Origin of the sequence: Streptomyces sp. NPDC049879, from assembly GCF_044461265.1 — a bacterium.
In the GTDB taxonomy this organism is placed as follows: Bacteria; Actinomycetota; Actinomycetes; order Streptomycetales; family Streptomycetaceae; genus Streptomyces.
On record NZ_JBITKT010000008.1, the window covers coordinates 137602 to 156295 of the forward strand.

Sequence of the window (18694 nt, forward strand, 5' to 3'; positions counted from 1 at the left end):
GGTCCACCGGCGCCGCCGGGCCCCACCGGAGGAAGGAAACCCCGCCGATGCCCCATGTCCCCCGACTGCGCTCGCTGCGCGGCAGGTTGTGCGCCGTCGCGCTGCTCCCCGCGTTACTCCTGCCGGCGGCCGGCGCCACCGCCACGGCGACGGCCGCCTCCGCGGCCTCGATCGACGACGCGCCGGGCGTGCCGGACGACGGCCGCGTCATGCTGATCATGGGTCAGGACAGCAGCACGCTCGCCGACTACCGCCGCGACGTCCTGGACGTCCCGGCCCTCGACGCCCCGGAACCGGCGGGCGTCACCCTGTACACCAATCTCGTGATCCCGCCGGGCGGCGGAGGCACCGGGCCGGGCGCCGGGCTGAACGGCCCGGTGGACTACGGCTCGGGGACGGTCGACTTCCCCGCGACGCTGGCCCAGTACCCCGGGGCGGCGGTGTCCGTCGGCCTCTACCTCTCCGACACCCAGTTCGCGGCCTCCTGCGGCAACCAGCCGCTGCGCGCGCTGATCGGCAGGAACGACGACGACGTCCAGAGCGGCAGCCCGAACCTCGTCCAGCGCTACCGGACCGAGCTGGACCGGATGATCACCACCTTCGCCTCCTGGAACCGCGACGTCTTCCTTCGCGTCGGCTACGAGTTCGACGGCCCCTGGAACTGCTACAACGCCGACTTCTACAAGGAGGCGTACCGCTACATCGCGGGCCGCATCGACGCGCTCGGCGCGCACCGGGTGGCCACCGTGTGGCAGTCCGCCGCGTGGCCGCTCAACACCCACCCCGACCACCCGGAGTGGAACTACATCGTCACCGACCCCGACCACTTCGACACCTGGTACCCCGGGGACGCGTACGTCGACTGGGTGGGGCTCTCGACCTTCTACCAGCCGGGCTCAGTGGCCACCCAGTGGGGCTGCTCCCGGACGGACATCGACCCGATCGTCCAGCAGGACCGGCTGCTCGACTTCGCCCGCGCGCACGGCAAACCCGTGATGGTCGCCGAGGCCGCGCCGCAGGGCTACGACACGGGCGCCGCCACGGCGAGCTGCATCATGGACCCGCGCCCCGCCGCGGTGGACAGGAACGCCGTCTGGAACCAGTGGTACGACGGGTTCTTCTCGCTCATCGAGGAGAACCGCGACGTGATCAGGGCGGCGGCGTACATCAACACCGACTGGGACAGCCAGAGCATGTGGCGCTGCCCGCCCGGGAGCGCGCCGGGATCGCCGTCCTGCCCGAACGGCTACTGGGGCGACAGCCGGGTGCAGGCCGACCGCGGTGTGCTGGACAGGTTCCTCGCCGAGGCGCGCGCTTCCCACTTCGTGAACGGTGACGGCAGCGGCCCGGGACCGGGGCCGGGGCCCGATCCGGACCCGGACGGGCCGTTCACCCAGGGCCTCGACACCTCGGGGGCGACACCGCTGCTGTGGTTCCGGCCGGACGCGAGCGCCACGTTCACCGCCGTCCACTACCGGATCGACGGCGGGCAGCAGCTCAACCACATGATGACGTGGAACGCCGCCGCGCGGCGCTGGGAGCAGCCGGTCCCCGGGCTGCGGCCGGGGTCCGAGGTGCGGTACTGGTTCGACTACCAGCCGGCCACGCAGACATGGCAGATCACCACCGGCGAGTTCACCGCGCGCCGCTGAACACCGGGCCGCCGCCCGCCGCTCCCGGTGGCGGGCGGCGGCGCTCTCCGCTCATCTCACCCGATGGAAAATGTTTGATTCTCGGGCGTTCCTGATTGGTTCCGTTCGGCTCTGTCCCATGTTACGTTCCTCCCCGTCCGGACCACGCTCCGTCGTGGACCGGCACGCGGGGCCCGCCCCGCGCCCGCACCGCTCGCCAGCCCCGCACGGACCCCCGGCCGCTGCTCGTGCTGCGCCGGACTCCGCGCGCCCCCCAGCCCTGGAGGAGTCTGATGCGACGCATCATCGCCTTCCTGGCGGTCTTATTGGTGATGGCCGGAGGACTGTCCTTCGCCGGCACCGCCTCGGCCGCCATCATCCCCAAGACCCCGCCCCTGACGACCCCGTGGACCAACCAGGTGTCCACCACGAACCCGCTCCCCGAGTACCCGAGACCGCAGATGACGCGGCCGGACTGGCAGTCGCTCAACGGGGAGTGGCAGTTCCTCAACCCGGCGGTCGACGGCTCCGGCAACGTCAACCGCAACGCGGCGCCCCCCATAGGCCAGACACTGCCCGAGCGCATCCTCGTCCCCTACCCGGTCGAATCGGCGCTCTCCGGCATCATGCGCAACGACAACCGGGACCTGATGTTCTACCGGCGCACGTTCACCGTCCCGCCGGACTGGAACGGCGACCGCGTCCAACTGCACTTCGGCGCCGTGGACTACGAGGCCACTGTCTGGGTCAACGGCACCCAGGTCTCCACGCACCGGGGCGGCTTCGACCGGTTCGAGGTGGACATCACCGACCAACTCAACGGCGGCACGAACGAGTTGATCGTGCGCGTCTACGACCCCACCGACGGGCGGGGTGAGAAGCAGCCGCTCGGCAAGCAGGTCAACAACCCCGGCGGCATCTTCTACACCCCCAGCTCCGGCATCTGGCAGACCGTCTGGCTGGAGCCCACGCCCGCCTCGTCGATCTACTCCGTCGACATCAGGGCCGACCTGGCGACCAGCACCGCCCGGGTCAGGGTCTTCACGCGCGGCAACGTCGGCGGCCACACGGTCCTCGCCGAGGCGATGTCCGGCACACAGGTGGTCGGCCAGGCCACCGGCGGCTTCACCGAGTTCTCGGTCCCGGTGCCCAACACGAGGCTCTGGTCGCCCGACGACCCGTTCCTCTACAACCTGCGCGTCACCCTGCGCGATCAGTCCGGGGCCGCCGTCGACCGCGTGACGAGCTACTTCGGGATGCGGGAGATCGGCACCCGGATGGTCAACGGGACCCTGCGGCCCACCCTGAACGGCGAGTTCGTCTTCCAGATCGGGACGCTCGACCAGGGCTTCTGGCCGGACGGCCTGTACACGGCGCCCACCGACGCCGCGCTGGCCTCCGACATCCAGCGGCACAAGGACCTCGGCTTCAACATGGTCCGCAAGCACATCAAGGTCGAGCCCGCGCGCTGGTACTACCACGCCGACCGGCTGGGGCTGCTGGTGTGGCAGGACATCCCCTCCACCCCCGCGTCCGACCAGAACCGCACCGCCGCGCAGATCGCCCAGGTGGAGACGGAAGCACGGGAGATCATCGACGAGCACCGCTTCTCCCCCGCCGTCGTCACCTATGTGCCCTTCAACGAGGGCTGGGGCGAGTGGGACCTCGCGGCCACCCGCCGCGTCACCACCGAGCTGGAGAACTACGACCCGTCGCGCCTGATGAACGCGCACAGCGGCTACAACTGCTGCGCCTCGCGCGGTGATCCGGGCACCGGCGACATCATGGACTGGCACGTGTACACCGGACCCGACGCGCCACGGCCCTCGAACACGCGCATCTCGGTGCTCGGGGAGTTCGGCGGCATCGGCCTGCGGACACCGGGCCACGAGTACAGCCCGAACGGCCAGTTCTTCGCGTACGAGCAGGTGTTCAGCCGCGAGCAGCTCAACAACCGCTACACCGGCATGGTCCGCGACGTGCAGCAGCTCATGACGACCAAGGGGCTCTCCGCCTACGTCTACACGGAGATCACCGACGTCGAGGGCGAGTACAACGGCCTGTTCACCTACGACCGGCAGGTGCAGAAGGTGGACACGGCGCCGGTGCGGGCGGCGCACAGCGCGCTCATCGCGGCCTCGCGCAACCTCAACGCGACCGTTCCCCTCACCCTGGAGCACGTGCGGTCGTTCCGGGTGACCACGCCGGACTACACCAACCGCTACCTGCGGCACGCCGATTCCCTGGCCCGCACCGACGTGCTGACCTCCGCGTCCGCCGACGGCGCCCGCCAGGACGCGTCGTTCCGCACGGTGCCCGGCCTGGCCGACCCGCGCTGTTACTCGTTCGAGTCGGTCAACCAGCCGGGGCGCTACCTCAGGCACGCCGGCTACCGGGCGCGCATCGACGCGGACACGGGCGGCTCGTTCGCCGCCGACGCCACCTGGTGCACCCGCACCGGGCTCGCGTCCGGCGGCACCTCGCTCGAATCGCTCAACTTCCCCGGCCACTACCTGCGGCACCACGCGGACAACGTGTACCTCGCCCGCAGCGGCGGGCCGAACGCCTGGGACACCCCCACCTCGTTCGCCGCCGACGCCACCTGGAACCTCGGTGAACCCGCGCTGTGGCGCAGCTCCGTGTCGCTCGCCACCGACGCGCGCCAGTCGCTGCGCGTGACGACGCCGGGCTACACCGACCGGTACCTGCGGCATGCCGGGGGCCTCGGGTACACCGAGGTCGTCAACGCGGGGAGCGCCGCCCTGCTCAAGCAGGACGCGACGTTCACCGTACGGCGCGGGCTCGCCGACTCGTCCTGCTACTCGCTCGAATCGGTGAACCAGCCGGGCCAGTTCCTGCGGCACGCCGACAGCCGCGTCCGGCTCGCGGCCAACGACGGCTCGGATCTGTTCCGCCAGGACGCCACCTTCTGCGCGCGGCGCGGAGTGAACGCGACGGGCGTCACGTTCGAGGCCATCAACCAGCCAGGATCGTTCCTGCGCCACTACGCGTCGGAGGTGTACATCACCAACGGCGGCGGGGCGGAGACCTCCTTCGGCCGGCCGCAGGCCCTGACAGCCGACAGCAGCTGGCAGGTCAGCACCCCCTGGGCGCCCTGACCGAGTCCCGCTAGAACCGTGTGCCCCCGTCCTCCAGGGCGGGGGCACACGCGTTGACCCGGCGGCGGGCAGGCCCTCTACCGCCAGTGCCGACAGGGCACTTCACCTGACCGCCCCGTCCCCGCCCCCGAGGGGACGGGGCGCTGCACGACCCTTGCTGTTATTACATATAACGCCTAGGCTCGCAGGCCCCGCGAGCCGCCGCGGTGCGCAGGCACCCACCCCTGGCAGGAGGCCACAGATGGCCAAGCAGCGCGACCTTCTGACCTTCGAGGTCGAGGGGCACACGATCTCGGCACTCACCGCCGGTCCCGCCCGGCCGACCGGCAAACCCCTGATCGCCGCCCTCCACGGCGGCACCTACACCGCGCGGTACTTCGACGTCGCGGGCGCGTCCGCGGGGTCGTTCCTCGACGTCGCCACCGCCCACGGCCACCGGGTGGTGGCCTTCGACCGGCCCGGCTACGGCGGCAGCACGCCGCTCGACCCGGACGCCAACACGTTCTCCCGCCATGTCGAACTGCTCGGCGGCGCCCTGGCGCAGGCGGCCGCGCGCTTCGGGGCCGACAGCGTGCTCCTGGTCGGCCATTCGATCGGCGGCATGCTCGCCCTGATGATCGCCGCCGCCGATCCCGGCCTCCCCCTGATCGGCGTGTCGGCGACCGGGATGGGGGCCGTCATCCCGAGCGGCGGCGCGGCCGAGGCTCTCGGCGCGCTGCCGCCCGACCTGACCGTGGACCTGCCGTACGAGGAGCGGGACAAGGTGATGTTCGGCCCCGCGCACACCTTCGGCGCCGAGGGGCTGCGGCAGGCGCGCGACTCCTACGCGCCCGTGCCCGTACGGGAGTTGATCCAGGCCCCGGCGTGGCCGAAGGAGCACCTGCCCGCCGTCGCCCCACGGGTCCGCGTCCCCGTGCACAACGCGCTCGCCGAGTTCGACGCGCTGTGGAGCAGCGGCCAGGAGAACGTCGACCGGTTCGCCGCCCTGTTCACCGCCGCCCCCTTCGTCGACGCGTCCGTCGCCCGCGGCACGGGCCACTGCATCGACCACCACACGCTCGGCATAGCCCTGCACCTGCGGCAGCTCGCGTTCGCCGAGGAGTGCGCCCGCTGGGCCGCGGCGCGGCGGAAGACCGGGAACGGCGAGTGACGCCCTCCGCCGGGCAGCGGCGCCTCCCCCGGAAGGTGCAGGTTCTCGTCGCCGGTGGCGGGCCCGTCGGCCTGGCGGCCGCCGTGGAGCTGGGCCGGCGCGGCGTCGAGTGCCTCGTCGTCGAGCCGCGCCGCTCGGTCTCCCGGACGCGCCCCCGCTGCAAGACGCTCAACGTGCGCACGATGGAGCACCTCCGCCGCTGGGGCCTGGCCGACCGGCTGCGGGCGCGGGCGCCGCTCCCCGCGTCCTGGTCGCAGGACGTGGTGTTCTGCACGTCGCTCGCCGGGCGGGAGCTGTCGCGTTTCCGCGGCGTCCTGGGGCTCGTGCCCGAGGGCGACCGTTTCGCGGAAACCGGCCAGCAGGCGCCGCAGTACGTGCTGGAGGAGGTCCTCCGCGAGGCCGTGGGGGAACTCCCCTCCTGCCGGCTGGTGCTCGGCTCGAAGGTCACCGGCGTGCGCGGGGACGACGACCTGGTGTCCGTGACCGTGGAGGACGGCGCCGGGGACCGGACCGTCGTCACGGCCGACTACGTCATCGGCTGCGACGGCCCGCGCAGCGTCGTACGCGACGAGATCGGCGCGCGCTACGTCGGCGGGGAGGCCCTGCGCCCGAACTTCGGCATGGTCTTCGAGAGCCCCGGGCTGTGGGAGCACGTGCGGCACGGCCCGGCCGTCCAGTACTGGATCGTCAACCCGGCCGCCCCGGCGCTGGTCGGGCCGCTGGACCGGACGGGCACCTGGTGGGCGATCGCCTTCGGCGTCGGCCAGGAGACCGGCGTACGCGAGGCGGGCCGCATCATCGACGGTGTGGCGGGCCGCCCGGTGAAGGCCGGGGTGCTGTCCACCGACCCGTGGACCGCGCGGATGCAGATCGTGGACCGCATGCGCCGCGGCAGGGTCTTCCTCGCCGGTGACGCCGCGCACCTCAACCCGCCGTTCGGCGGCCACGGCCTCAACACCGGTATCGGGGACGCGGTCGACCTGGGCTGGAAACTCGCGGCCGTACTCGCCGGCTGGGGCGGGGCGGACGTCCTCGACAGCTACGAGACCGAGCGCCGCCCCGTCCAGGAACGCGTCATCCAGGAGGCGACGGCCAACATGCGCGTGCTCTCCACCGAGCTGCTCGCCGACAACCTCGACGCCGCCGACCGGGCGGGAGCCGAGGCCCGCCGGGCCGCGCACGCCCGTATCCAGGAGTCGAAGAAGGCGGAGTTCCATTCGCTCGACCTGGTCCTCGGGCTGCGCATCGCCGCCTCGCCGGTCATCCCCCCGGGGCGGAACGGGCAGGCGGGCGCCGCGTGGACGGGCGCCCGGCTCCCCCACCTGTTCCTCAAGGACGGCCGGTCCCTGTACGACCTGCTGGGCGACCATCTGACGCTCCTCGTGCTCGGACGCGGCACGTCGGAGGCAGCCGTCGAGGAGGCCGCACGCGCGCGCGGCGTCCCGCTGACCGTGGTGCACCTGCCGGAGGCGGCGCACCCCGGCTACGCCCGGCTGCTGGGCGCGCGCCTCGTGCTGGTCCGCCCCGACCAGGTGGTCGGCTGGCTGGGCGACGAGGTCCCGGAAGACATCCCGGCCGTCCTCGGCACGCTGAGCGGCGGCGCCCGCCGGAGCGAGGCCGCGGCACCCCGCGGCTCCTGAACGCCCCACCTGAGGAAAGGCAAGGACACAGCACCCATGAACGCTCGCAACTGGACGAGGCGTCAGCTCCTGAACACCGCCGCGGGGACGGGCGGCGCCCTCGCGGGCGCCTCCGCGCTGGCGGCCCCGGGCGTCGCCCAGGCTCACGGCGGCAGGCCCGGCGGGGGCGGCCGCCTGAAGATCATCGCGATCGAGGAGGCCGTCATGCTGCCGGGCCTCATCACCCAGGGCACCGCCCTCAACGGCGCGATCCCCTTCCGGCCCGAGGTCGCCGCGCGGTGGATGGAACGGCTCCCCGACATCACCGAGTACCGCCTCGCCGACATGGACGAGAACGGCGTCACGATGCAGGTCCTGTCCCTCACCCCGCCCGGCGTGCAGATGCAGCCGGACGCGGCCATCGCCGTCCGGGACGCGCAGCACGCCAACGACGCGCTGGCCGGCATCATCGCCGCGCACCCCACGCGCTTCGGCGGCCTCGCCGCGCTCCCCCTGCAGAACCCCCAGGCGGCGGTGCGCGAGGCCAGGCGCGCCATGGACGACCTCGGGATGGCCGGGTTCCTCGTCAACGGCCACACGAACGGGCACTATCTGGACGAGCCGCAGTTCCGCGAGGTCTGGGCCGTGCTGGAGGAACTGGGCGCCGCCCTCTACCTCCATCCGACTCCGGCACCCGCCGGCGACTGGGGACTCACGCACGACCGGCCCGAACTCGTCGGCCCCCTCTACAGCTGGGCGGCCGAGACCGGCGGGCACGCCCTGCGGATCATCCTCGGCGGGGTCTTCGACGACTTCCCCGGGGCCCGGCTCATCGTGGGCCACATGGGCGAGTTCCTGCCCTTCCACATGTCCCGCCTCGACGTGCAGATCCAGAACATCACCACCCGCGTGGCACTGCGGAGGAAGCCCTCCGAGTACCTCGTCGACAACGTCGCCATCACCACCTCCGGGGTGATGGACGACGACATGCTGCAGGCCGCGATCAAGGCGGTGGGGATCGACAACGTGCTCTTCGCCATCGACTACCCCTTCGAACGGAGCGCCCAGGCCGTCGGGTTCCTGCGCGGCGCGCGCCTGCCCGCCGGGCACCGCGAGAAGATCGCCCACCGCAACGCCGAACGCCTCCTGCGGCTGTAGCCGCCCGCACGGCGCGAGGGACGGACCACCCGGACGGGCGGGCCGCCGTGCGGTCTGACATGCACGCGGCCCGCCATCGGGGCCTCGCTATAGTTGATGCCGACCACCGGCCGAAGCGAGGTAAACACCGTGGCGACACCCCGAGGGGTCCTTCGGCCCATCACGTCGCGGTCGGTCGTGGAGCAGGCCACCGAGGAGCTGCGCCGGGCGATCCTGGCCGGCGACCTGGCCCCCGGCGCCGAGTACTCGCTGCGCGAGCTGGCCGGCATGCTCGACATCAGCTTCATCCCGATCCGCGAGGCGCTGCGCAGTCTGGAGAGCGAGGGCCTGGTCATCATGCGGCCGGGCCGCAGCGCCGTCGTGGCACCGCTCGACCTCGACGACCTGCGCGGCATCTACCGTCTCCGGCGCGCCCTGGAGCCGGAGATCGCCGGGCGCTCGTGCGGCCTCCTGGCGGACGAGGAGCTGGACCGCCTGGACTCGCAGGCGGCCGGCTTCGGCGCCGGGGAGCACGGCATGGCCGACATCTACGACGACCACCACGCCTTCCACCTCGCGCTCCTGGCGCCCGCCGCGACCGCCTGGGACATCCGCATCCTCACCACCCTGTGGCGGGCCGAGGAGCGGTACATCCGCATCGGTTTCGGCCGGCTCGACCCCGACCCGGCCGAGCACGAACGGCGGGGCAAGGCGCACACGGACCTCGTCGCCGCGTTCCGCACCCGCGACCCGGCCGCGGTCGCGGACGCCGTCGAGCAGCACCTCGCCCGGAACGAGAAGATCGCCGTCTCGGCCCTCTCCTGACCGCCGCCGGTCGCTCCCCGGCGTTCCGCCCCAGGCCGCTTCATGATCCGGATAATCATCATGTTGAATTGACCTGACGGTGTGACGACCGGGCGCCGTCCGGCCCCGGAGCGCCCGTCCGGCGAACAGGAGTGACAGTGGCCAAGCTGGAGATCATCACGGCGAGCACGCGGCCCGGGCGCATCGGTCCGGTGATCAGCGAGTGGGTGGCGGCCCAGGCGGTGGAGCACGGCGGCTTCGGCGAGGTGGAGGTGGTCGATCTGGCCGAGCTGAACCTGCCGTTCATGAACGAGCCCCACCACCCGCGCCTCGGCCGCTACACCCACCAGCACACCCGCGACTGGAGCGCCAAGGTGCGCGAGGCCGACGCGTTCGTGTTCGTCATGCCGGAGTACAACTACGGCTACAACGCCGAGCTCAAGAACGCGATCGACTACCTGCACGAGGAGTGGAAGTACAAGCCCGTCGGCCTGGTGAGCTACGGAGGCGTCTCCGCCGGGACCCGCGCGGCCCAGATGATCAAGCAGGTGGTCACGACGCTGAAGATGACGCCCCTCGCCGAAGCGGTGTCGATCCCCTTCGCCCACGGGTTCGTCGAGGACGGCCGGCTCGCGCCCAACGAGGTCATGACCTCCTCGGCGAAAGCCATGTTCGACGAACTGACCCGCGTGGCGGCCGCGCTCCGCCCCCTCCGCGCGTCCGGGGTGCCGCAGTCGTCGTGACGGGCGCCGGCAAGCGCGGCGCCTGAGCGGCCCGCCCCCGCGCCCACCCCGTCCGGCTTCCACCGGGCGCATCCGGAGCATTGCTGTTATCACATATAGCGGCTACGGTCGGTCCATCCTGGCCGCCCCCGGCGGAGGCGCGGAGGCACGGACGCCCCGGCTCCCGCACCCGCCCGGCAGAAAGGCACGACGATGTGCGTCAGCGACAGCAACAGGCGTGACTTCTTCAGGACGGCCACGGCCGCCGGAATCACCGTGGCGGGAGCGCAGGCCCTCGGCGCGGGCGCCGCGCACGCCGGGGAACGGACCGCCGCCGCCGGCGACAGGGTCGCGCTGACCCGCGTCCGGGTCTTCGACGGCAACCGGATCACCGCACCGCGCACCGTGGTCGTCGACAACGGCCGGATCGGCACCGTCGCCCTCGGCGCGCGCAGGATCGACTGCCAGGGCGCGGTCCTGCTCCCTGGCCTGATCGACGCGCACCTCCACCTGCGGGACGTGGCCACGCTCCGGCAGCTCGTGGCCTCCGGCGTGACGACCGCCCTGGACATGGCCTGCTTCCCGCCCTCGGCCGCCGACGCGCTGCGCGGGCTGCCCGGCCTGACCGACATCCGCAGCGCGGGCACCCCGGCCGTCGCGCCGGGGAGCCCGCAGAGCCAGTTGCCGGGCTTCCCCCAGGACGCCGTGCTGACCGGCCCCGAGCAGGCACACGACTTCGTACGGGCCCGGGTCGCCGAGGGGTCGGACTACATCAAGGTCGTCATCGAGGAGTCCGGCCCGGCGCCGGAGACCGTCCAGGCCGTGACGGCGGCGGCCCGTTCCCTCGGCAAGGCGGTCATGGCCCACGCGACCAGCACCGCCACGGTCGAACGGGCCCTGGCGGCGGGCGTCGGCATGATCCACCACGTCCCCCTCGACCGCCCGCTGTCGCCCGCGCTGGCGGAGCGGTACGCCGCCACGCTCACCGTCGCCGTCCCCACGCTGACCATGATGGAGGGCTTCGCGGGCCTCGGGATCCCCGGCATGGACTACGCGGCCGCCGAGGGCAGCGTCGCCGCGCTGCGCCGGGCCGGGGCCCGCGTCCTGGCGGGCACGGACGCCAACCTCACACCCGGCATACCGGTGCAGCCGCCGTTCGGCCACAGCATGCACCACGAGCTGGAGCTGCTGGTCCGGGCCGGGCTGACCGCCCGTGAGGCGCTGCGGGCGGCGACCAGCCTGCCCGCCCAGTCGTTCGGGCTGCGGGACCGCGGCGCCGTCCGCCCCGGGTACCGGGCCGACCTCCTGCTGGTCGGCGGCGATCCCCTGGCCGACATCACGGCGACCCGCGACGTCCTGCGCGTGTGGGTCGGCGGGATCGAGCACGTCCCCGCGGCGTGACCGCGATGGCCCGACAGCGCGTCACGCGCGGACGGTCCTGCGGTTCACTGGGTGAGGTCGAGCGCGGCGGCGACGATGCTGTCGGTGTCGATCCCGTGGTGGCGGTAGACCTCGTCGAGGGAGCCGGACTGGCCGAAGCGCGTCACGCCGAGCCGCCGGCTGGGGACGCGGTGGATCGCGGCCAGGAACGCGAGCGTATGCGGGTGCCCGTCCAGCACGGTGACGAGCGGCGTCGCGCGCTCCGCCGGGAACGCCTGGCCGAGGATCCAGTCGGGCGCCTCCCCCTGCCCGGCCCGCGCGTCGAGGGCCCGGTAGAGGAGCCCCGGGCTGGTCACGCAGACGACGTCGGCCGGGACGCCCAGGTTCCGCAGGCGGTCCGCCGCACCCAGCGCCTCGGTCACCATGGCGCCCATCGCCGCGAGGGTGACGCGGGCGCCTTCCTCGCGGCGCAGCGGGTAGGCGCCCGCGACGACCTGCCTCCGGCGGCGTTCCCTGGCCGCCGGGTCGGTGGGGACGGCGGCGAGCGTCTGGTCGACGGGGCGGGTGGACAGCCGCAGGTAGGCGGAGCCGCCGTCGGGCCTGCCGAGGCGTGCGAGCGCGGCCAGGAGCGTCCACTCGGTGTCGAGGGCGAACGCGGGCTCCCACGTGGTGCAGCCCGGCTGCTCGATGCCGAGGGAGGGCGTGGTGACGGACTGGTGGGCGCCGCCCTCCGGCGCGAGGGTGACGCCGGAGGGGGTCCCGACGAGGATCGACCTGCCACCGGCGTAGATGCCGAACGACCAGGGCTCCAGGGCGCGTTGGACGAACGGGTCGTACATCACCCCGATGGGCAGCAGCGGTTCGCCCCAGCGGCTCCAGGTGGCGCCGAGTTCGCCGAGGAGGCCGACCAGGTTGGTCTCGGCGATGCCCAGTTCGATGTGCCGGCCGGTCGGCCGCTCCCGCCAGTGCAGGATGGTCTCCGCGTCGTCGGCGAACCAGTCCACGCGCTCGGCCGGGGACCAGACGCCGACCTTGTTGACCCAGCCGCCCAGGTTGGTCGAGGAACTGACGTCCGGGCTGACCGTCACCACCCGCCGGGCCGCCTCCGGTGCGGCGCGGGTCAGGTCGAGCAGCGCCCGGCCCAGGGCGGCCTGGGTCGTCGCCACGCCCGTGGGGGTGCGGCCGATGTCCGCGGGGATCGCGGGGGGTGCCGTCACCGGGACGCTGTCCCGGCGCAGCCGCGCCGCGGTCTCGGCGCACAGCCGTGCCGCCGCGGAACCGGCGGCGAGGCCTGCCCAGGGGTTGTCGGCGTCGGCGCCCACCGCGTCGGCCAGTTCGCGCATCTGCTGCTCGGTCAGCAGGGAGGAGTGGTTCTGCGGGTGCCCCTGGGTGGGGAGGCGGTAGCCCTTGACGGTGTAGGCGAGGATCACCGTGGGCCGCTGGTCGTCCACGTCGGAGAGGGCCGCGTCGAGGGCGGCCAGGTCGTGGCCGCCGAGGTTGCGGACCGCCTCCATCAGCGTCGCGTCGTCCGTCCCCGTGAGGAGGCGGGCGATCGACGGCGCCCCGGGACCGCTGCCCGGCAGCCGTGTGCGCAACTCGTCGGCCGGGCAGCGCAGCAGGCGCTGGTACTCGGGGTTCGGCATGTCGTCGATGCGGTCCCGCAGGGCGTGCCCGCCGGGACGTGCGAAAAGGTCCTCCAGGAGCGTGCCGTACTTGAGCGTGAGCACCTGCCACCCGGCGGCGGCGAACATGCCGCGCAGGCGCCCGGCGGCCATGTCCGGCACGACGCGGTCCAGGGACTGGCGGTTCAGGTCGACGATCCACACCAGTTCGCCCAGCCCGGCGACCTGCGGGTCGAGCACCGCCTCCCACACGGCGCCCTCGTCCAGCTCCGCGTCGCCCACCAGCGCGTACTGCCGTCCGGCGAAGCGCCCGCCGGTGGCCCCGGCGGCGTAGCGGCGGGCCAGGGCGCCCCAGATCGTCGCCGTGGCGCCGATCCCCACCGACCCGGTGGAGTAGTCGACCGGGTCGGGGTCCTTCGTGCGGCTCGGATAGCTCTGCAGCCCGCCGAAGGCGCGCAGCGTGGGCAGGTAGGAGGCGTCCAGCTCGCCGAGCAGGTGGTTGACGGCGTGCAGGACGGGCGAGGCGTGCGGCTTGACGGAGACCCGGTCCTCGGGGCGCAGGTGGCGGAACCACAGGGCGGTCATGAGGGACGCCATCGAGGCGCACGAGGCCTGGTGGCCGCCGACCTTGAGCCCCGACGGGTTGGGGCGCACCCGGTTGGCGTGGTGGACGATCGCGGTGGACAGCCACAGGACGCGGTCCTCGATCTCGCGCAGCGCGCCGAGGGCGGCGTCCGTGGTCCGCCGGGGGGCGGCGGGTGCGGTGGTCATGGCGGCGGGTCTCCTCACGCTCGGCACGCCCCGGCCGGGGGACGCCCACGGCCTGATCGCGGGCGGCGTCCTGCCGGGAGCGGGCTCGTTGCGGACGAGGAGACCACCGGGCCGCGCCGGCGTTCAAGAACCCGTGAGGAAATTACGCAGAATGCCCAATCCCCCGGCCTCCCGGCCCAGGAAGGTGCGCACCGTGCCCAGTCCAGAGCGGATCGATCCGACCGACGCGCGCCTGCTCCTGGCCCTCGCCGCCCGGCCGCGGGCCACCACGGTGGCGCTCGCCGAGGCGAGCGGCCTGAGCCGCAACACCGTCCAGGCACGTCTGGCGGCGCTCGGCCGCACGGGCGCGGTGGAGTCGTTCGAACGGTGCGTCGTCCCGGCGGTCGTCGGGTATCCGCTCACCGCGTTCGTGACGACCCGGGTGTCCCAGCGCAGGCTGGACGAGGTCGCCGGGGCGCTCGCGGCGATCCCCGAGGTCCTCCAGGCGTACGGGCTGACCGGCGACACCGACCTGCTGGTCCACGTGGTCGCGACCGACGCCGAGGACCTGTACCGCGTGGCCGGGCACATCCTCGGCATCCCCGGGGTGGAGCGCACCAGCACGGCGCTCGTGATGCGCCAGATGGTCGACTACCGGATCGCCCCGCTGCTGCGCCGGGCCGCCGCGCGCTGACGCGGGGGCGAGGCCCGTACCCGGCCGGAAAATCCGTGCGCCGCCGCCTTGCTGTTATCACATATAGCGCTCTACTGTGAGCGGCAGCACAAGGCGACGTCGCCGCACGAGGAGGACCGCATGGCCACGGCGGCCGGCGCTCACGCGCCCTCCGGCACCGCGTCACGGCCGCCGGTGTACGCGCACGGCCCACCACGCGCTCACCGCGCCCGTCCGGCAGCCCATCCCCCCAGGAACACAGGAGCAACTCCGTGCGCATCGCCAATCTCTCCGGCCGCCTGGTCCTCGTCGTCGACGGACTGGCCGTCGACGTCGAGACGGCAAGCGGTGGCCGCTTCGCCGCGGATCCGCAGGCCGTCTACGAGCGGTGGGAGGAGTTCCGCGGGTGGGCGGCCGAGGCACGCCTGCCCGAGGGAACCGCCTTCGACGCCGCGCTGCTGGGCGCCCCGGCGCCCGCGCCCCGCCAGGTCGTCGCCGCCGGCCTCAACTACCGCGACCACGCGGCCGAATCCGGTTTCGCACTGCCCGAGAACATGCCGCCCGTCTTCACCAAGTTCCCGACCAGCGTCACCGGTCCGGTGACCGAGGTGACCCTGCCGCGCGGCGGCCACACCGACTGGGAGATCGAACTCGTCGCGGTGATCGGCGTCCGCGCCCACCGCGTCGCCGCCGACGCGGCGTGGGGCCATGTCGCCGGCCTCACCGTGGGGCAGGACATCTCCGAGCGCGTCACCCAGCTCGACGGGCCCTCCCCGCAGTTCAGTCTCGGCAAGTCCTTCCCCGGCTTCGCGCCCATCGGCCCGCACGTGGTCACCCCCGACGAGTTCGACGACCCGGACGACCTGGGGCTGCGCTGCACCGTCAACGGCGAGGAGGTCCAGAAGAGCCGCACGGACGACCTCATCTTCTCCGTGCCCGAGCTGATCGCCCGGCTGTCCTCGGTGATCCCCCTGCTGCCGGGGGACGTCGTGTTCACCGGAACGCCGGGCGGCGTCGGCCTGGGCCGCGACCCGCAGCGCTGGCTCGCTCCCGGCGACGAACTGGTCAGCACGATCGAGGGCATCGGCGAACTGCGCCAGCGCTTCGTCGCGGAGAGCTGACCCCGGGCCGACCGCCCGCACCCCCGTACGACCCCACCGGCCGGCGGCGGACACCCACCACCGGGTGGGCACCCCGCAGATTCGATCGAGGAGGATCGGATGACCGCAACTCCGAAGCTCGCCCACGTGGTGTTCCAGACCAGCGACCCCGGCGGGATGCGGGACTGGTACTGCTCCGTTCTCGACGGACACGTGGTGTTCCAGAACGACAGCCTGTGCTTCATCACGTACGACGAGGAGCACCACCGCATCGCCCTGCTCACCCCGCCCGTCCCGCTGGAGCGCAAGACTCCCACGACGGCCGCCGCGCACCACACGGCGTTCACCTTCGAGCACCTCGACGACCTGCTCGCCCGCTACGAGCAGCTCCGCGACAAGGGCATCACCCCGGCGGTGTCCATCGCGCACGGCGTCACCACGTCCATGTACTACCAGGACCCGGACGGCAACTTCGTCGAGATGCAGATCGACAACTTCGCCGACCCGGACGAGGCCACCGGCTACATGAACGGCCCGGAGTACAGCGCGGACGCGGTCGGCCCCGCGTTCGACCCCGAGGAACTCCTCACCGCCCGCCGCGCCGGAGCCTCCGTGGAAGAACTGATCCACCGCTCCTGGGCACTCAGGAGCGCCCTCCCCGACCCGATGCTGGTCCTCTCCGGAGCCGCCTGAGCCTCCGGCCAGGGCGGCCGCCCCGCCGCCCTGGCCGGGGCGGCCGCCCGGCTTCGCGCCGTGGGCGCGTGGCCGTCAGGCGGGGAAACCGGCGAAGTAGCCGGCGGCCATGTCCTGGGCGCCGTGCCCCTGCGCGGAGGCGCGCAGGAAGCGCCGGTGACCGGCCTCGACCGTGTCCAGGCGGACCCCGGCGCGCTCGGCCGCCTCCAGGACGAGGCGCGCGTCCTTCGCGGCGTTGTCGACGGAGAAGCTGGTGGTCCAGTCGTCCCGGAGGATGGCCGCGGACTTGCCCCTGAAGTAGCCGCTGTCCATGGGGCCGCCGCTGACGACATCGACGAAGTGCTGTGGGTCCACGCCCAGTCGTCCGGCGAGCGCGAGGGACTCCCCCACGCCGTGGGTCAGCGCCACGACCCAGGTGTTCAGGACCAGCTTCAGGCGGCTGGCCGCACCGGACGCACCGTCCTCGCCGACCCAGAGGGTGCGCGATCCGATGGCGTCGAAGAGGGGCTGCACGGTGGGGCGTGCGGACTGCGGGCCGGCCGCCATGACGACCAGCTCCGCGAGTTCGGCGGGCTGCCGGGTGCCCTGCACGGGAGCGTCGATGAACACGAGCCCTCTCCCGGCGGCGTAGGCGGCGAGTTCGTCGACGGCCTCGCCCACGGTGCTGACCTGCACCCAGATCGTCCCTGCGGTCACAGCGGGCTCGGCGCCCCGCATGGCGTCGAGGACGCGCGGGCCGTCGTTGAGGACGGTGAGGACGACATCAGCTCCCCTGACCGCATCGGCCGGGGTACCGGCGGTCAGGACGCCGTCGGCGGCCAGTGCCTCGGCCTTGCTCCTGGTGCGGTTCCAGGCCCGCACGGTGAAGCCGTTCCTGCTCAGGTTGCGTGCGACCGGGGCCCCGATGATGCCGGTACCCAGAATCGCGACGACCGGTTTGTTGTCGGACATGTCACCCTCCTCAAGGGTTCGCAATTTCTCGTGTCGCTTCAACCTGGGCACGACGCGGCCAGGTTGACGACGTGTTCAGGTGTTCGTGTTCCGGAAGGCCCGCTCGCTCGTACCGCCTGCCGCGCACCGGACATCAGCGCGCTTCGGTGAGTACGGGCGCTGCCGCAGGCCACGGGATAGCGGGAACGCCGCGCCGTGCACGGCGTCGCAGGGCGTCGGAGACGGCGACCGACCCGAGCCCCGCGACCGCCAGCAGCGCGCCCACCCAGGCCGGTGCCGTGTAGCCGAGACCCGCGGAGATGACCAGTCCGCCCAGCCAGGGGCCCAGGGTGTTCCCGATGTTGAAGGCCGAGGTGTTGGTGGTGGTGGCCAGCGTGGACGCCTCTCCCGCCTCTTTCATCACCTGCGCCTGCAGGGCGGGGTTGATGGAGAAGGCCGCCAGCCCGAAGACCACGAGCAGCACGACCGTGGCGGCCCCGTGGGGCGCGGCCACCGCCAGCGCGGCCAGGGCAACCGCCATGACCGCGGTGCCGACGTACAGATTCGGGAGCAGGGCGCGGTCGGCGAACCTGCCGCCCACCATGCTGCCCGCGAAACATCCGACACCGAAGAGCACGAGCAGCGGCGGCACGGCCGCGGAGGAGAAGCCGCTCACGTCGGTGAACAGGGGTGAGAGGTAGCTGAAGCAGCAGAAGATCGCGGCCTGGGTGAGCATCGACGTCGTCAGGGCCACCCACACACGCGGGTTGCGGAAGGCGGCCAGCTCGGCGCGTATCCCCGCGTGCGGCGTGCTCGGACGACGCGGCACCAGGGTGGAGACCCCGAGGAGCGCCACGACGGCGAGGGCGTCGACCACCCAGAAGCTGACGCGCCATCCCGCGTGCAGGCTGAGGAAGGTCCCCGCGGGGACGCCGAACACGTTGGCCACGGTCAGGCCCGCGAACATGACGGCCAGGGCCTTGCCCCGGCGTTCCGGTCCCGCGAGGTCCACCGCCACCATGGAGCCGATTCCGAAGAACGCCCCCTGGGCCAGGGCCGCGATCACGCGCCCCGCCATCAGGACCCCGTAGCCGGGTGCCAGTGCCCCCAGGGTCTGCCCCAGGATGAACAGCACCAGCAGTCCGGCCAGGGAAGTCTTGCGGTTCACCCGCAGGGTGGCCACGGTCAGGAGCGGGCCGCCGACGGCGACACCGAGGGCGTATCCCGAGATCAGCAGCCCCACCGTCGGGACCGACACCGCCAGGTCGGCCGCCAGGTCGGGCAGGAGTCCGGAGATCATGAACTCGGTCGTGCCGATGCAGAAGACAGTCAGGCCGAGCACGTACACGGCAGCGGGCATGCCG

The 18694-nt window shown here is 73.0% G+C and carries 13 protein-coding genes and 2 pseudogenes; 12 read left to right on the plus strand and 3 right to left on the minus strand.

Translation table 11 applies throughout. The features are described 5' to 3' along the window. The first annotated feature begins 47 nt into the window (after positions 1 to 47). The 9 genes and pseudogenes from ACIBPC_RS25545 (at position 48) to ACIBPC_RS25585 (ending at position 11583) form a co-directional block, all read left to right on the plus strand. Positions 48 to 1652 (plus strand): endo-1,3-beta-xylanase, encoded by a 1605-nt coding sequence (locus ACIBPC_RS25545; RefSeq protein WP_398847835.1) that lies wholly within the window; start codon positions 48 to 50, stop codon positions 1650 to 1652. A gap of 272 nt (positions 1653 to 1924) precedes the next feature. Beyond that, positions 1925 to 4252 (plus strand): annotated as a pseudogene (locus tag ACIBPC_RS25550) (AbfB domain-containing protein); the annotation flags it as partial. A 60-nt stretch (positions 4253 to 4312) separates the two neighbouring features. Continuing rightward, a pseudogene (locus tag ACIBPC_RS25555) lies at positions 4313 to 4750 on the plus strand (AbfB domain-containing protein); the annotation flags it as partial. A gap of 241 nt (positions 4751 to 4991) precedes the next feature. Next, the gene (locus tag ACIBPC_RS25560; protein ID WP_398847837.1) at positions 4992 to 5900 is read left to right on the plus strand and encodes an alpha/beta fold hydrolase; all 909 of its coding nucleotides are present in this window, start codon (positions 4992 to 4994) and stop codon (positions 5898 to 5900) included. Beyond that, positions 5897 to 7540, plus strand: coding sequence for an FAD-dependent monooxygenase (locus ACIBPC_RS25565; protein WP_398847839.1), 1644 nt, complete (start codon positions 5897 to 5899; stop codon positions 7538 to 7540). Before ACIBPC_RS25560 ends, ACIBPC_RS25565 begins: the two co-directional genes overlap by 4 nt. 36 nt (positions 7541 to 7576) lie before the next feature. After that, positions 7577 to 8677 (plus strand): amidohydrolase family protein, encoded by a 1101-nt coding sequence (locus ACIBPC_RS25570; protein WP_362967964.1) that lies wholly within the window; start codon positions 7577 to 7579, stop codon positions 8675 to 8677. 129 nt (positions 8678 to 8806) lie between these two features. Then, positions 8807 to 9481, plus strand: a complete 675-nt coding sequence (locus ACIBPC_RS25575; protein ID WP_362967965.1) for a GntR family transcriptional regulator — start codon at positions 8807 to 8809, stop codon at positions 9479 to 9481. A 137-nt stretch (positions 9482 to 9618) separates the two neighbouring features. Then, positions 9619 to 10203, plus strand: coding sequence for an NAD(P)H-dependent oxidoreductase (locus tag ACIBPC_RS25580; protein WP_362967966.1), 585 nt, complete (start codon positions 9619 to 9621; stop codon positions 10201 to 10203). Between the two features lie 192 nt (positions 10204 to 10395). Continuing rightward, entirely contained in the window at positions 10396 to 11583 is a 1188-nt protein-coding gene (locus ACIBPC_RS25585; protein ID WP_398847841.1) for an amidohydrolase family protein, read from the plus strand. Positions 11584 to 11627: 44 nt separating this feature from the next. Here ACIBPC_RS25585 and ACIBPC_RS25590 read toward each other — a convergent pair whose 3' ends face one another. After that, entirely contained in the window at positions 11628 to 13955 is a 2328-nt protein-coding gene (locus ACIBPC_RS25590) for a transketolase-like TK C-terminal-containing protein (protein ID WP_398847843.1), read from the minus strand. A 193-nt stretch (positions 13956 to 14148) separates the two neighbouring features. Here ACIBPC_RS25590 and ACIBPC_RS25595 point away from each other — a divergent pair, with 193 nt between their 5' ends. The 3 genes from ACIBPC_RS25595 to ACIBPC_RS25605 all read left to right on the plus strand — a co-directional run bounded on the left by ACIBPC_RS25595 (position 14149) and on the right by ACIBPC_RS25605 (position 16400). Then, positions 14149 to 14628: an Lrp/AsnC family transcriptional regulator gene (locus ACIBPC_RS25595; RefSeq protein WP_398847845.1), complete on the plus strand. Its 480-nt coding sequence runs from the start codon at positions 14149 to 14151 to the stop codon at positions 14626 to 14628. A gap of 251 nt (positions 14629 to 14879) precedes the next feature. Beyond that, on the plus strand, positions 14880 to 15728 hold the full coding sequence (locus ACIBPC_RS25600; RefSeq protein WP_398847847.1) for a fumarylacetoacetate hydrolase family protein: 849 nt from the start codon (positions 14880 to 14882) through the stop codon (positions 15726 to 15728). A 99-nt stretch (positions 15729 to 15827) separates the two neighbouring features. After that, positions 15828 to 16400 (plus strand): VOC family protein, encoded by a 573-nt coding sequence (locus ACIBPC_RS25605; protein WP_398847849.1) that lies wholly within the window; start codon positions 15828 to 15830, stop codon positions 16398 to 16400. Positions 16401 to 16475: 75 nt separating this feature from the next. On the opposite strand, the gene ACIBPC_RS25610 is transcribed toward ACIBPC_RS25605, so the two are convergent. Together ACIBPC_RS25610 and ACIBPC_RS25615 are read right to left on the minus strand one after the other, a co-directional pair. Then, positions 16476 to 17351 (minus strand): NAD(P)-dependent oxidoreductase, encoded by an 876-nt coding sequence (locus tag ACIBPC_RS25610; protein WP_398847851.1) that lies wholly within the window; start codon positions 17349 to 17351, stop codon positions 16476 to 16478. 133 nt (positions 17352 to 17484) lie between these two features. Then, positions 17485 to 18690: a Cmx/CmrA family chloramphenicol efflux MFS transporter gene (locus ACIBPC_RS25615; RefSeq protein ID WP_398847853.1), complete on the minus strand. Its 1206-nt coding sequence runs from the start codon at positions 18688 to 18690 to the stop codon at positions 17485 to 17487. Between the last annotated feature and the right edge of the window lie 4 nt (positions 18691 to 18694).